The sequence below is a fragment of the Amycolatopsis plumensis genome (assembly GCF_042652605.1).
Lineage (GTDB): Bacteria > Actinomycetota > Actinomycetes > Mycobacteriales > Pseudonocardiaceae > Amycolatopsis > Amycolatopsis plumensis.
In genome coordinates, this window is sequence record NZ_JBHSJY010000001.1 from 8,721,430 (window position 1) to 8,736,408 (window position 14,979).

The 14,979-nt window shown below is 65.2% G+C and carries 10 protein-coding genes and 1 pseudogene; 7 read left to right on the forward strand and 4 right to left on the reverse strand.

The window, feature by feature from the left end; all coding sequences use genetic code 11:
* Window positions 1-120: 120 nt before the first annotated feature.
* Window positions 121-1,950 (reverse strand): AfsR/SARP family transcriptional regulator, encoded by a 1,830-nt coding sequence (locus tag ACFPLC_RS41860; protein WP_378236137.1) that lies wholly within the window; start codon window positions 1,948-1,950, stop codon window positions 121-123.
* A gap of 276 nt (window positions 1,951-2,226) precedes the next feature.
* Window positions 2,227-3,051 (reverse strand): ATP-dependent sacrificial sulfur transferase LarE, encoded by an 825-nt coding sequence (larE, locus tag ACFPLC_RS41865; RefSeq protein WP_378200167.1) that lies wholly within the window; start codon window positions 3,049-3,051, stop codon window positions 2,227-2,229.
* A gap of 186 nt (window positions 3,052-3,237) precedes the next feature.
* Here larE and larB point away from each other — a divergent pair, with 186 nt between their 5' ends.
* The 3 genes from larB to ACFPLC_RS41880 are packed head-to-tail and all read left to right on the forward strand — an operon-like array spanning window position 3,238 to window position 5,523.
* Window positions 3,238-3,930, forward strand: a complete 693-nt coding sequence (gene larB / locus ACFPLC_RS41870) for a nickel pincer cofactor biosynthesis protein LarB (protein WP_206790285.1) — start codon at window positions 3,238-3,240, stop codon at window positions 3,928-3,930.
* Window positions 3,927-5,111, forward strand: a complete 1,185-nt coding sequence (gene larC / locus ACFPLC_RS41875) for a nickel pincer cofactor biosynthesis protein LarC (RefSeq protein WP_206790287.1) — start codon at window positions 3,927-3,929, stop codon at window positions 5,109-5,111. Before larB ends, larC begins: the two co-directional genes overlap by 4 nt.
* Window positions 5,112-5,148: 37 nt before the next feature.
* Window positions 5,149-5,523 (forward strand): hypothetical protein, encoded by a 375-nt coding sequence (locus ACFPLC_RS41880; RefSeq protein WP_378236138.1) that lies wholly within the window; start codon window positions 5,149-5,151, stop codon window positions 5,521-5,523.
* Window positions 5,524-5,837: 314 nt separating this feature from the next.
* Here the strand turns inward: ACFPLC_RS41880 and ACFPLC_RS41885 are convergent, their stop codons facing one another.
* On the reverse strand, window positions 5,838-6,578 hold the full coding sequence (locus ACFPLC_RS41885; RefSeq protein WP_378200172.1) for a hypothetical protein: 741 nt from the start codon (window positions 6,576-6,578) through the stop codon (window positions 5,838-5,840).
* Between the two features lie 457 nt (window positions 6,579-7,035).
* Between ACFPLC_RS41885 and ACFPLC_RS41890 the strand changes: the two genes are divergently transcribed.
* The 4 genes from ACFPLC_RS41890 to ACFPLC_RS41905 all read left to right on the forward strand — a co-directional run bounded on the left by ACFPLC_RS41890 (window position 7,036) and on the right by ACFPLC_RS41905 (window position 13,917).
* A complete protein-coding gene (locus ACFPLC_RS41890; protein WP_378200174.1) occupies window positions 7,036-8,376 on the forward strand; it encodes a hypothetical protein in 1,341 nt (446 codons plus the stop codon).
* A gap of 244 nt (window positions 8,377-8,620) precedes the next feature.
* Complete coding sequence (locus tag ACFPLC_RS41895; protein ID WP_378200177.1) at window positions 8,621-9,886, forward strand: SEFIR domain-containing protein; 1,266 nt, start codon at window positions 8,621-8,623, stop codon at window positions 9,884-9,886.
* 1,017 nt (window positions 9,887-10,903) lie between these two features.
* Complete coding sequence (locus ACFPLC_RS41900; RefSeq protein WP_378200180.1) at window positions 10,904-11,320, forward strand: hypothetical protein; 417 nt, start codon at window positions 10,904-10,906, stop codon at window positions 11,318-11,320.
* Entirely contained in the window at window positions 11,317-13,917 is a 2,601-nt protein-coding gene (locus tag ACFPLC_RS41905; protein ID WP_378200183.1) for a tetratricopeptide repeat protein, read from the forward strand. Before ACFPLC_RS41900 ends, ACFPLC_RS41905 begins: the two co-directional genes overlap by 4 nt.
* A gap of 460 nt (window positions 13,918-14,377) precedes the next feature.
* On the opposite strand, the pseudogene ACFPLC_RS41910 reads toward ACFPLC_RS41905, so the two are convergent.
* Window positions 14,378-14,728 (reverse strand): annotated as a pseudogene (locus ACFPLC_RS41910) (transposase family protein); the annotation flags it as partial.
* Between the last annotated feature and the right edge of the window lie 251 nt (window positions 14,729-14,979).

The following is a 14,979-nucleotide window of genomic DNA, read 5'->3' on the forward strand; positions in this document are numbered from 1 at the left end:
ACGACGTTGCGAGACAACGGATATCGGAGTCGCACAGCGCGTTCACCCGGTCACCGGCGGGCAAAAGGAAAACCGTCCGGAGCCGGTCGGCTACGGACGGATCGTTGTGGCCCAAGCGGTTCAGCCGATGCTGCACTCCAGGTCGCCGACCGCGGCCAGCGTGGTCCGGCCGAACGTGGTCAGCAGCCCGTCGCCCAGCTCCGGTTCCTCCACCGTCGTCCGCGCGTGTTCTTGGACCAGGTCGTGGAAGTGGTAGCGCCCCGCCGCCCGCTGGCGCAGCAGGTGGGCGTCGAACAGCGCCTCCAGCGACCGCTCCGCCTCCGGCACCGGCCGGCCCACCAGCCGCGCCGCATCGGCGGCGTCGAACTCCTCGCCCGGGCGCGTGGTCGTGCCCAGGACCCGGAACAGCCGGCGCTGCCCGGCCGGCAGCCTCCCGTAGGACACCTCGAGCCGCGACGCCACGCTGCGGTCCTCCAGGCTCAGCTCGGCCAGGCGCGTGACGCGGTCGCGCAGCCGGAACACCAGGTCGTCGAGGGACCACGCCGGCCGATTGTGGAACCGGCACGCCGCGATCGCGACCGCCAGGGGCAGGTACCCGCAGAGCGCCACCACCTCCGCGACCGCGTTCGCCCGGCCCGCCGTGCGGTCCACGCCGGCGATCCGGGTGAACAGCGCCGCCGCGTCGGGCGGACCGAACACGTCCAGCGAACGGGCTGTCACCCCGTCGAGGCCGGCCAGCCGGCGGCGGCTGGTGACGATCACCTGCGCCTTTCCCGTGCCGGGCAGCAGCGGCCGGACCTGCCGGGCGTCGAGGGCGTTGTCCAGCACCACGAGGACCCGCCGCTCGGCGAGTTCCGCGCGCCAGCGCGCCGCGCGCTGGCCGCAGCCGCCGGGGATCCGGTCCGGCGCGAGCCCGAAGTCCAGCAGCAGCCGCTCCAGCGCCGCGTCCGGTTCGAGCGGCTCCCGGCCGGCCGTGTGCCCGTGCAGGTCGAGGTAGAGGTGTCCGTCCGGGAACCGGTGCGCCAGCTGGTGGGCGAGCCGGACGGCCAGTGTCGTCTTGCCGACGCCGGGCATGCCGTCGATGGCCAGAATGCTCAGCGCGGTTCCCGCCGACCGGTGCACCGACAGGGACCGCAGCTCCTCGGCGCGGCCGGTGAAGTGCGCGGTGTCGTACGGCAGGAACGACCGGCCCGGGGCGGGCTCGGGCCGCCGCTTCGGCAGGTCGTCGCGCAGGATCCGCTCGTACAGCTCGCGGATGCTCGCGCCCGGGTCGACGCCCAGCTCGTCGCGCAGCATCCGGCGGCCCTGTTCGTAGGCGTTGAGCGCGTCGGCCGTGCGCCCGCACCGGTGCAGGGCCAGCATCAGCAGCTTGCGGGACTCTTCCCGCAGCGGGTGCCGCGAGACGAGCTCGCCCAGCTGCGGCACGAGCGCCGACGCCTCCCCGCCGTCCAGGCGCAGCGCGGCGAGCCGTTCGGTCGCGGTCAGCCGGTTCTCCTCGAACCGCGCGGCGGCGATCTCGAACACGGGATTGTCCAGTCCGGACAGCGCGGGCCCGTTCCAGAGCGCGAGCGCCGCCTCCAAGAGCTCGACGGCCGCGGCGGCGCGCCCGGCGGCCGCCGCCGCGGACGCCGACGCGACCATCGCGGTGAACCGGTGCGCGTCGACGCCGTGCGGGTCGACGGTGATGCGGTAGCCGGGACCGTCCTTGACGACGAGGTGCTTGGCGGTCCCGAAGCTGCGTCTCAGCGCCGCGACGGCGTTGTGCAGCTGCCTTCGCGCCGTCACCGGCGGCTCACCGTCCCACATGGCCTCCAGCAAGCGGTCGGCGCCGACCACCTTGTTCGCACTGAGCAGCAGCATCACCAGGAGCCGCTGCTGGCGCGGGCCGCCGAGGTCCACCCGCTCGCCGTCGCGCTGGACCCGCAGGGTGCCGAGCAACTCGAAGTACATCCGATCCTCCCCCACCGTACGCGTGCGGCCACCGTACGCGGCAGCGCACGCCGAACCGGAAAACTTAGCCGAAGAAAGCATTCGGCGAGACGTAATAATCGACACGGCGTTTTCGGCACGGTATCCCGTCGAATGATCGACACGGACCGCATCCGAATCACAACCATGGGTCGATGAACGGATCCAACACTATAGCGGCGGATTCGGTCGGACGACTTTTCCTTGGCGTTCGGTGTCGGCACAAATGACTACTCCGAACGCGCGGTCGAATAGCGCCTATGGCGGCGGCGCGAGTGCGGGCGCACGATAGGCCGCGACCACACCCGGGCCGCTCAGGCCCAGACCACCGAGCTCGCCGACGACCGCGGCCGCGAGCCCCGGCCGCGCTTCGACGGCCGCGTGCGCAGGACCATCCACCTCCACCCGAAACCCGGCACCGAGCAAGCGGACGCGCAGGTCACGAGGGCGGATCCCCGCTTCGGCCAGCCGCGCGCCCACCGCGATCTCGGCGCGTTCCACCAGTCCCAACCTTCCTAAAGAGACGGGGACCCCCACGGAGATACGTGACGCCAGGCACGGCGTCGACGGCTTGTCGGCGACGGCCAGCGACCACTCGGCCGCCAGCGCACGAACGTCGCCCTTGCCCAGCCCAGCTTCGGCCAGCGGCTCGACGACGCGCAGTTCACGGGCCGCGCGCAGGCCAGGGCGGTGCAGGGCGCGGTGGTCGTCGGCGTGCGTCCCGGTCGCGACGTGCGCGAACCCGCGCCGGAGCGCGAGGTCGCCGACCGCGCCGAGCACCGCCTGCTTGCAGAAGTAGCAGCGGTCGCCGGCGTTGTCCCGGTACCCGGGCACGGCCAGCTCGGCGGTCGCGACCTCGGCCAGTTCGACGCCGAGACCGGCCGCGATCCCCCGCGCGGCGCCGAGTTCCGCCCGTGCGAGGCTGGGTGAGTCGGCGATCACCGCGAGTGCACGGCCGGCCGGCAGGGCCCGCGCGGCCGCGGCCAGCACGAGCGCCGAGTCGACGCCGCCGGAGAACGCGACCGCGACGCTCCCGAGCTCGCGGACCCGGCCCAGCAGCCGATCTTCGATTCCGGCGCCCATTACTCTTTCTCCGCTGGTCGCGCGTTCGCGATGATCATTCTGCGGCCGAATAACAGCACTTTTTCCCCCACTCGATGTGCCTTGCGCGTGACGAGCCGATCACCACAGGTCGACTCCATTCCCGGATTCGTACGGCACCCGCGAAACAGTTTACATACGGCGCGCCGGAACGCTAACGTCTCGAAGGTGGTAACGACTGGGGTTACGGCGGCGACCGCCGATCTGGGCTTCGCGCGATTGGATCTCGACCGGGCCGCCCGCACGGGCGATCCGGAAGTGGTGTTCGGCGCGGGAAAGACGCCGGAGCAGATCACGGCCGCGCTGGCGCGGCTGCACGAGGCCCATCCCGGCCGCGCGGTGCTCGCCACGCGGGTCGGGGAGCAAGCGCGGGCGCTGTGCCGGGAACGCCTGCCGGAAGCCGGCGTCGACGACGCCGGCCGGACGGTGACGCTCGGGCCCGTACCGGCACCGCGCGGCCGGGTGGCCGTGGTCTGCGCGGGAACGTCGGACCTGCCCGTCGCCCGCGAATGCGCCACGACGGTGGCCGTGTTCGGCGCGGAGCCGGATCTCGTCGTCGACGTCGGCGTGGCCGGGCTGCACCGCCTGCTGGCCGAACGCGACCGGATCGCCGGCGCCGACGCCGTGGTGGCGATCGCCGGGATGGAGGCGGCGCTGCCCACCGTCCTCGGTGGACTGTGCGGCACGCCGCTGATCGCCGTGCCCACGAGCGTCGGCTACGGCTGGCACCTCGACGGCCTGACCGCGTTCCTGACCATGCTGAACAGCTGCGCCCCCGGGGTGGTGACGGTCAACATCGACAACGGCTTCGGCGCGGGCGTCGCCGCCGCCCGCGTCGCGCGGCAGTCGGTGGCGTCGTGACCGTCGCGTGGATCGACGCCGGGAACGGCTGCGCCGGCGACATGCTGCTGGCCGCGCTGGTCGACGCGGGCGCGGACTTCGCCGAAATCGTCGACGGCCTGGCCCGGCTCCGCGTCGAGGGTGTCCGGCTGACCGAACAGGTGGTGCGGCGGCACGGGCTTCGGGCGCGGCAGGTCGTGGTCGAGGCGCCCGAGACGCGGCACGCCCGCCACCTCCCCGAGATCCTCGACCTGATCGCGTCCGCCGCGCTGCCCGGTGCCGCGCAACGCTTCGCCACCCGGGTGTTCGACACGCTGGCCGACGCGGAAGCCGCCGTGCACGGCATCGAGCGGGACCACGTGCACTTCCACGAAGTCGGCGCGCTCGACGCGATCGTCGACATCGTGGGCTGTGCGCTCGGCCTGCAGGCGCTGGGCCTGCTCGAGGCGACCGTGACGGTGTCGCCGATCGCCGTCGGCGGCGGCACGGTGACCGCGGCGCACGGCCGGCTCACCGTGCCGCCACCGGCGGTGCTCTCGCTGCTCACCGCGGCGGGCGCACCGGTCGCCGCACACCCCGCCGCACGGGAGCTGTGCACACCGACGGGGGCCGCGCTGCTCGTCACGCTGGCGGACGCGTACGGCCCGATGCCGGCCTGCGTCCCGGTCGGCGTCGGCGTCGGCGCGGGAACGGCCGATCCGCCGGGGCACGCGAACATCGTCCGGGTGGTCGTCGGGTCGGCCGCGGAGCCGGACCGGACGTGGGTGCGCGCGAAGATGACCGTCGTCGAGACGACGGTGGACGACCTCGATCCCCGGCTGTGGCCCGACGTCCTGGCGGCCCTGCGCACCGCGGGCGCGGCCGACGCGTGGTGCACGCCGGTGACCGCTCCGAAGGGCCGGCCGGGCATGGTCCTGACGGCACTGGCGGCGGACGACCGCGTCGACGGCATCTGCGCGGCGGTGTTCGCCCACACGTCGACCCTGGGCGTGCGCCTGTCCCCCATCGAGCGGCGGTCGCTGCCGCGCGACAGCGTGACCGTGGACTACCGCGGGCGCCCGGTGAGCGTGAAGCGCGGGTACCTCGACGGAGTCGTCGTGACCGCGCAGCCGGAGTACGAGGAGGTGAAGGCCGCCGCGGCCGCCACCGGGCAGCCGCTGCGCCGGGTGCTGGAGGAGGTCCGCGCGGCCGCCGGATCGTGAGCGAGGCTCGGCACGGGAGCCGGGCGGTGGAACACGGGTGGGTGGACGTTCCGAACGACCCTGGCGCGGCCGCGGCGGAAGCCGGGCGGCGTGCCGCCGAGCGCGCCGAGGCCGCCAGGCATCGGCGGCACGCGCTGGCCCACCGCGACGAGAACGGCGCGTCGAAGACGACGAGCCGTCGCGGGCCTTCCCGGCTTCGGATGTTTCCCGGCAGCGCGAAGAAGCCGCGCGCACGCGCCTGCGGAACGCGTTGCAGCGCTCTGCCGAAGCACACGAGCGCGCTGCTCACTCGGGCGGTGCCACCGGAGCGGAACACCACCGCAAAGCGGAGACGCACCGGTCGGACGCCGTCGTCGACCGTCGGCGCGCTGATGCGCTCAACACATCGAACGCGCCGGACGAGTGGTCCTAGCACCGGCTTCCTTGCCAGCCATGGTCGGCGATCCTTCCGCGAAGCCGACCTGAAACCGGGATCGACGCAGGCGATGGGACGACCGGCAAAGCTGAAGGTCATTTCCCGCCCGCCGTCGCGACAGGCGGAGCCAAAGCGGTACTTCGGGGCGGCAGGCGTGCGAGCACTCGAGGGCGCGGTGAGCCGCGCCTGCGCCGAGCGCCGCCGGATCGGCATCGTCTCCGACAGCCGCGTCCGGATCTACCCGTCCTCGCCGATGCCCTACGCGAAGTCCCGCTGTCCCGCCTCCACCGCCCGCGATCCCGGGGCCCTGATCACGTGGCACCTCGCTGACGACCGGGCCGGTCGTGACCCGGCGGTTGCGGCCGCGCCTCATCGGGTAGCCCCGTCCGGACGGGACGTGCGCCATGGCAGCCGAGATCGAAATCGTGCCGAGGAAAGCTCGTCCTGCGGGTCAGCGGAGCGCTCGGCACGGACACCGCCGCGGCCAAGCTGGCCCGGCTGCTCGGCGCCACCGGCGCCCTGCCGCCACCGCACTTGGTGGTCATCGACCTGCGCGACGTCGACGTGCTCACGGCCGCCGGTGTCCGCCCACCGAGCAATTCCGAGTGGCGTGCGGCGAGTAGGTCGTCGAGTACAGCCGGCGGATGCACGATCAGCACGTCACGCGCGGGATCGGCAGCCAGGAGGACACGATCCCCGGGAATCAGGCGACAGCAGTGCCGGACTGCGGCGGGCAGCCGAAGGTGCCCCTGGTTGGTCACGCTGAAGACGCCGTGCGCGTCAGGGCGAATGACGAGTAGTCCGTGGGCCTCGTGGATATCGAGGCGGCTGCCGGGCAGCCAGCCAAGGGCGGCAATGATCGCGTGATCGGCAACGCGACCTCGGCAGTCCACGGCCGCCAACCCATACACGACGCTGCTGGTGCGCGGCGTCGGGACAACAGGCAGTGGCAGCGGTCGCCGACCGGTTTGCGGACCAGCCGGTGCGCCCGTGGGACGCCCACCGTCAGGAAGAGCTGGGAAGACCAGCGGCTTGATCACGACGCCGGTCATGACGACCACCCCACCGACGGGCGGGGCAACTGGGAAGGCGCTTGATCAGCGTATTGAAGTGCGTTCGAGCACTGATACGTCAGATGTGGCAGGCTTGCCACGAATGTGTGTCCGAGGACGATCTTGCTCGATCGCAACAACCCTTAGCCTCTAAGAGTTTGCGTGCCCAAATTGATAGGGGCCTACTCAAGCAAGCTGACATACGGCCCAGAGCCCGGCTCCGGACGCCCGGCCACGAAGACCCACATACTCCGCCACTTGCGTCATCTCGGATCAATTCTCCAGCAGCACCTTGGTGCCGCACGCGATCACGGCCACACCAGGAACAGCGCCCGCCGGCACCAGAATGTAACACTATGCACTCAAAGTGAGGCCCTAGCGTTACCTACTGTAACAACGCTGCGCTCGTTACGACTCTTCGACACACAGAACACCGCCGTCGAGGGAACGTGATCAAATGTGGCAAGAATTCGGCTTCCAGCAGAGTCCATATGCGACCGAGCCAGTTCCGCCCACTCGGGAAGGTGATCACATCCTGGTCGGCCGTGAGGCCGAGATATCAATGCTCGAGTCGAGGATCCTCGCAGGCGGTAACCACCCGACTCTGGAGGGTGACAACGGCGTCGGCAAGACCAGTCTTCTTTCGGTTACCTGCTATCGACTTCGAAACGCGTTCGAGAGCGGACAGTCCTCGAAATTGTTTATTCCGCTGAAGAACTTTTTCCAGCCCACCTCGGCCCAATCAGTCGACGAGTTCATCAAGAAGGTGTACTTCGAGGTCGCATCCACGATAGTCGACGAGTTCGATAGCCTGAAGCAACACGCAGCCAAAGTACCCAACGTGGCAGATGTCAAGGCATGGCTGAGATCACCGCTGATTTCGTCACTTGGCGGCAGCGCATCCCTGGCAGGGTTCGGCGCGGGATTCACCCGTGGGCGATCGTCGAACGGCAGTGAAGGTTTCTCCGAGGCAGGCTTCAGGTCGACGATCGACGTCTGGCTCAGGGAGCTGTTCCCGAGCACCCAAGCGGGCGGATTCATCTGCGTCATCGACAACTTGGAACTTCTGGAGACCACCCAGGAAGCCCGTAAGCTCCTCGAAGAAGTGAGAGACCCTCTCTTCAATCGGCGAGGCTTGCGATGGATCCTGTGCGGCGCGCGCGGGATCGTCCGCACATCGGTGTCGTCTCCCCGGCTCGAAGGCCGGATCTCGGATCCCATCGATATTGCACCACTCTCGGATTCGGCGATCGCAGCCGCAATCGAGCGACGCATCGCGTCCTGCCGTTCACCCATCGACGCTGTGGCACCCGTCGGCTCGACGACCTTCACGCAACTCTATGAGATCCTAAACAGGAACCTAAGAAATGCATTCAAGTATGCCGAGGACTTCTCCCTCTGGCTGAAGGATGAAGGCGCGATCTCGCAGGATGCAGTCGAATACGCGCGGTTATTCGAAGTCTGGCTCACGATGCAGGCCGACAAGCACCGAGCACAGACCGAACTGGGTAACACCGCCTGGCAGGTGTTCGACAACCTGGCCGGCCGCGGGGGAAGCTGCAGTCCGAGCGACTTCCCCGCCTTCGGCTTCAAGACGACCGCAGCCATGCGCGCGCACATCAGGAACTTGGAGCGGGAAAACCTCGTCTTCACCATGGTCAACGATGACACCGATAAGCGCCGGAAGACGATCGTGATGACGCCGCGAGGTTGGCTCGTCCGCTACGCCCGGAACGGCTACCGCGCGCCTGGGGAAGACCCGGCAGGACTTCACGGAACCAGTTCGCAGGCCAGTTGAGCTCACGTGGTCGGAATCCCTGGCGACAGCACGGCCGGCTCGAGCCTGAGGTGCGAGCGGGCGCCGATGCCGGCCATCACGCTCCTCATCCTCCTATCGGCGACCAGAGAGAGCGGCGAGCAACTCCTCGTCAAGCCGCCAGCGTCGTCGAGGTACACACCGAAGAGCTCCGAGTGGACTCGCCGGGCGGCGGCTCGGCCGTGCCTCGAGCGGCTGCTTGTCCCAACGAACGTAAGATGAGCCGATGGCTGAAACGGAACGGCCCACCGCATTCGTCACTTGGGCGCATCGGGCGAGCGATTGGACGGCCGAGCAGACCGAGGAGTGGCTGCGCACGGTCCATAGGTTCGCCGCCGCGCTCCGAGAGGCGGGTGTCGACGCCGACGTCGACCTCTTCCACCAGCACGACGACGAGGTCGACTGGACCCGCTACGGGACCCTGGCCATCGAGCACGCCGACACGACCATCATCGCAATCTCGCGGGCTTGGCGAGAACGCTGGGAGGGCAGCAACTCCCCGCTCGAAGGCGCCGGCGCCGCGAGGGAAGCCGATTTCTTGCACGGCCGGTTCGACGCGGATCAGCAGCACTTCCAAAAGACAGTGAAGCTAGTGGTGCTGCCCGGCGCCGACGACCAGGACATCCCGGCCGATCTGCGGCGCGTCACGCGCTTCTACATCACCGACTTCACGCAGGACGGCATGGAAGACCTCCTGCGCACGCTCTACGGAAGCCCGCGTTACCTGTTGCCGCCCTTGGGGCCTGTCCCGGACCTGCCGCCCGAACTGCCCACCGAAGACCGGCCGGAAGACGGGTGGCACGGACTGCCGGTAGCGATCGAGCCCATCGGTACCAGGCTCGACCGGACGCCCGACGCTCTCGGTGGACCGGTTCTCGAGCTTCAGCTCCAGCCTCACGGCCCGGTGCGAAACCTTCCGACAGCCAGGCTGCGTGACCTCGTGGGCGACCTCGAAAGTACCCTCAAAGCTTCTCTTCCGCCCCTCAGCCCGCTCGGCGGTCGATCCGGAGACGACTGGAGCATCCGCAACTGGGTGGAGGCTGAAACCGTGTCCGTTCTGGCCGATCCGCTGATTCGCGCCGCAGGGCTCGGTGTATCACCGGATTTCCTCCGATACTTGGATGTTTACCGAGATCGGACTGTCGTTGCCGCTATGCGGTTGCGTCGCGACTCAATCAGCGCCAAGGTCGATGACCGATCCCTGCAACGCATCACAACGGAGCTGATCACCACCGCGACCGGACTAGACGTCTGTCCGGACGACGTGGTCCCCTTGCTGAGGCTCGGCCCCCTCCATTCGGTTTCACCAGGCGATCCCAACACTTTGCAGGGCGGATCATCCAGCGCGACACTGCCGTGGGCCTTCGGAGGCGAAAGTCACGCGACAACCCCTGGCACGGACAGTATTTCGCTCGGCTATCTCCGAGCGCACGTCGCCAAAGTTGCAGCGGAACTCGTCGCACAACTGGTCGCTGGCCTGCCGAGATACTAGCCACACTCCGTAACACCGGCCCGCCGAGGAGACACGATCCAGCAGCGGTCACGTGCAGACGTGGCCTGATGTGCTGATTGCGCGATCGCGTAGTCCAAGCCAGATCGGGTCCGGGTCCGGTCCGGCAAAAGCACGGGCAACGGCAAAGCCACTGCAGAAGATGCCACGCGGTCCGGGAGGCCGTCAGGAGCCGCGCCCGGACCAAGGGTGTCACGATCACGCCGACCACCGTCCGATCGGGGGACCCGGGTCTGCCCAGCGACCACGCCAAAGCCTACGGATGCGGACTGTTAACCCTCGCAGAACCCACTACAGGGCCATGCAAATCCACACCGAATGACCAGCCACGCCCTGCGCGAGGAACCTGCAGTCCTCCGACTGGGAGATAACCACCACGGAGCGTCGAGCTAACACCTCTCGCCAGGCGAATAACTGGCGTAGCCGCGGACGATCTTGCTCGGTAGAACAACGCTCAGTTTCTAAGACACTCTCAGAGTGAGCAAGTAGTCCGAGAAGTCAGGCGTCACGGGCGGAGACGGAAGCATGTTATCAGCGCGCTCGCCGACCCGCCCTCTCTGTTTCAGCGTCCGGATCAGTGCACGATAGATGCCATCAACCCGGCGATGACCACATAATCGTCGCAGGAAGTCCTGTCTTGCGCCGCCAACGCACGTCAACGCTGCTGTTCGTAGCCGACCGCAGGACCGTAGATATTGATTACGCCGGGACCGTCGACAGCAGAACATCTCCACGGATCGTGGTATCACCCGCCCTCTCCAACCACGGACACAATCTCATCACAACCTGTAACAGTCTGACGGCGCCCAACGACGATCACGACATGATCAGATCTGGCGGATCCCCCTGCATCTTGTCGAGCGTGCGACGACCTGCGGTCGCGCCGCGGAAGTCGTAGCAGGCGATCTGGGCATCTTCGCCCCAGAGCGCCGCCGACTCGCCACGACAGGGTGCACTCTACACCAGCTATCGGACCAAAAATATCGACCGGAGGCGGAGATGGACGCGGATTTAGTAGCCTTGATCAACTCTGGCGCAACTACATTGCTTGGCCTAATGATTAAAGACGCGTGGGCAAGATCCAAAAAGACAGCGTCCAGGCTTTTTAGCCACAATGAAGACGTTGCCTCCTCGGTTGAATCTGAACTTGATGAAACAAGTAGACGTCTCCGTATTGCCTTTGATTCGGACGACACTGACACGCAAAACGAGATCGCCACAGAGTGGCGTAGCCGCCTTCGCAGGGCGGTCGAGAACGACGAATCCCTACTCGATCAATTAAGAGATTTTGTAGAACAATATAAAGATTGTATTGACGGGCGACTTGAATCGCAAACAAGGATCTCAATAAAGGGCAAGGCGAGCGGTCATGGTCGAATTTACCAGCAAGGTTCCGGAACACAGTACAACTCTTGAGGCCACAGATGAATTTTGACCGCGACCCTCAATTCTCACTTCAGGGCGAAGTGTCTCACGCAGCTCATCTGAGCCAGCAAGGCCAAGGTTATCAATTCAACATTGACCAAGTCATCCTCGGCCCAGGGCACACGTCAGCCCCGCCCTGGATAGCGCAGTACGAGGGATGGCCACTCTTACGCGAGATTGACCCGCTCGAATTCGGCGTACATCGTGCCCCTATTCACCAAGGGAATGCGGTACCGCCTTATATAGCGCGCGACATTGACGAGGAGTTGCGCGAAAGATTGAAGCGTTCTTGCAAAACTGGCGGACTGGTACTACTTATAGGAGATTCAACCGCCGGAAAAACACGACTCGCATATGAATCGCTGCTATCGCTTGTACCAACACGACGCGTGTTCAGACCTTTCAACAAAGCTGACTTACAGTCATCATTGATGACAGTAATTAGTCATCGAAAAGACTGCGTGGTATGGCTTGACGACCTCGAGGAATACCTAGGCCCTGCAGGTCTAACTTCATCTGCAGTTGCTTATCTGAAGCGCGCAGGAGTAGCAATTGTTGCGACAATCCGCGGGGAGCAGTACCGAAAATTTGTATATTCACCCTTAAGTCATGCACACGAAGATTTGGACTTACGTTCCGACTTTCAGCGTATACTCGATTTGAGTCAATCCGTCTTGGTGCCTCGACGATGGAGCGACACGGAACTTGCGCGCGCGGCTCAGTCTAATGACTCTCGCGTCATTGAAGCAGTTAAGCACTCCGACTCTTTCGGCGTAGCAGAATATTTGGCTGCCGGACCTCGTCTGCTTGAGGAATGGATGGTCGCCTGGGGAGCAGAAATGAACCCTCGCGGCGCCAGCTTAATCGCGGTTGCCGTCGACTTCGCCAGGGCAGGAATCAGTGAATCTATTCCCCGCTCCCTTCTAGTAGACTTACACGGCTTGTATCTAGAAAATGCAGGAGGAGCTTTACTTCGACCAGAAGGGATTGATCAGGCTTTCAGTTGGTCGACCAGGCGACGGTCTGGGGTGGCAAGTCCTCTTATTTCAGTCAACGAAGGACGGAGCTACCGAGCCTTTGACTACTTAGTTGACTCGTGGATGCGCGATGATTCCAATAAGCCAATCCCGCAAGAAGTATGGGAAAAATCCGTCGAACTTGCGCAGATAACCCAGGACCTTACTGGAGTTGCATACGCCGCCAGGCGCCACTCAGCAGTTGACATCGAAGCGAAATCATGGAGCCTACTCGCCAAGTCCGGAAACCCTTTGGGAGCCATGCAGCTAGGCCATCTATACACACACATTAAAGAGCGTGAATCAGCGTATAAATGGTACGAAAAAGCAGCCGAGCTGGGGAATCCGGATGGATTCACCTATATTGGTATTGCACATGAGAACTTGCACGATACATCCGGCGCTGAAGACTTCTACCGGCGGGCGGCAGACGCAGGCGACGCTCATGGCATGAATCATCTAGCCTTGCTCTTGCGCAAGAAAGGTAAGGTAAATGAGTCTGAGCACTGGTATCGCACCGCAGTAATCACCAAGAGCGACGGAGAGTACCCGCTTGACGCATCAATTAACTTGGCACAACTGCTCGCCGAGACGGACCGCCTAGACGAGGCAGAAGCCATTTACAGGCAGGCTGCCGAGAGTGGTAAAGACGAAGCTCTTAGCGAACTCGGATACCTGCTAGCACGCTCAGGAAGGAAAACGGAGGCACGGAGACTCTGGCTTGAGGCCGTGGAAAAGGGCATTGCAAGCGCGGCCGCAAACCTAGCCTTAGACGCCGAGGTAGAAAATAATTACAGCGCCGCCGAAACCTGGTGGAATAAGGCTATTGACTTAGGCTTCGAACCAGCCGTTATGCGCCTCGCAATTATGCTCGACACCTCTGATAAAAGTCGCCACAACGAAGCTGAGAACTTATTCAAGAGGGCCATCGAACTCGAGATTGAGGGCGCTAGCTACAGTTATGCGGTGTTCTTCTTCCGACAAAATCGCTACGAAGAGGCAGTGCAGTGGGCGCGCAAGTCGGCCGAACTCAAGGAAGAACACTCCCCTCGATTACTTGCTTCGATACTCGAACAGATCCCAGACTCGAAAGGCGAGGCCATATCATGGTGGGAGCAAGCGGCTAAAGATGGAGACAGAGACGCCCAGGCTCAACTAGGCGAACTCTTGTCCGAAACTGAAAACTATGAAGATGCAGTGGAATGGCTCACACTTGCCGCGGAAAGCGGCGATATTCCCTCCATGTGCACACTTGGATGGGTTCATTACCGTTTAGGAAACTACACCGAATCCGACCGACTCTTTCGTGCCGCGTCTGATGCCGGACACGCTCACGCCGCTTGCAACCATGGCTCGAGCCTCTTATATCGCGGCGACATTGACGCCGCACTCGAACGTTATAAGGCCGCATACTTTGCCGGTCACACTCATGTCGCTGAGGACATCGAGAAGATATGCAGATCCACCGGACGCGGACGCGAAGCAGCCGAGTGGCTCCGGCGGAGCAAGACAGGCTTTTCAAGGCCGGCCGTGAAGAAGTCACAAAAGAAGAGGGGACGCAAAAAGCGCTAAATTCTGCCGGACGTAAGACGCGAGACATACCAGCTGGCCAAGCTCAGCGTGTCGAGACGTCCCTCCCAGTGACAGTGAGGACCTTGCGTCGCCCGCATGGTGATCAAAGATGTTTGGTAGCGCGCGGCACGCAACCATCACAAACTCTATGACGGATGGTCGAGGTTCGTTCGTATACTGCCACTGAAGAGCACTCAACTAGGGCGTCTTGGCGTGAGCGCCACGGTCCGCTGGGCACAGTGAGCGACGTTGCAGGCGTGCTGTTTGTACCGCCGGATTCGTGACGGAATTCGTGACCTTCGCCTGTTGACAGCGGTCAGGGACGTGCGCTCGACGTCCGCACAAGGTGTGATGTCTACTTCGGCCGCATGGCGGACGTGGACCAGGTCAGGAACAGAGGCCAGGTCGGCGAGCGCGGGTTGGGGATCATCGCAGTGCTCGTAGTGGCGAACCGGGCGGCGGTGGCCCGATCGAGGTCGGCCCGGCGGGGTAGCCGGTAGCGGTCAGGATCCGGTGCACCGTCGACGGGTTGAGACCGAGCAGGTAAGCAATCCGCGCGGGTCCCCACCGGCGGATCACCCGGACCTTGACGACTCGCCACTGGTCCTGGTGGAGTCTGATTCGGCTGGTGCGCGGGCGGCTGGACCCGGTCGGCCATGCCGGCTTCGCCCAGGTTGTGGCAGCGGGCGGCGGTGGAGACCGACACCTGGAACTGCGCCGCCGCCCGCCGCAGCACCCAGCCGTCCTCGACGACACAACGGACCAGGCGGAGTCTGCCGGTCAGGGTCAGAGGTGCCTTAACGTGGGACACGAGGGCCTCCGGGTCGCCGGTGCAGATGTCACAATTCACCGAACCCGGAGGCCCTACTTCACGCCAAGATCATCCGATCGCGTGTCGCCACGATCGCAACCTCCCCTAGCAGTACACCTAGGTGTCTGACAAACGTTCCGGTTGATAGCTGGGATGCTGCTGGTCGTGTCGCGGTTTCAGTTGCTGTCGAATGCTCAGTGGGCGTTGATCGAGGACTTGCTGCCGGTTCGGACGGGTAAGCGTGGTCGGCC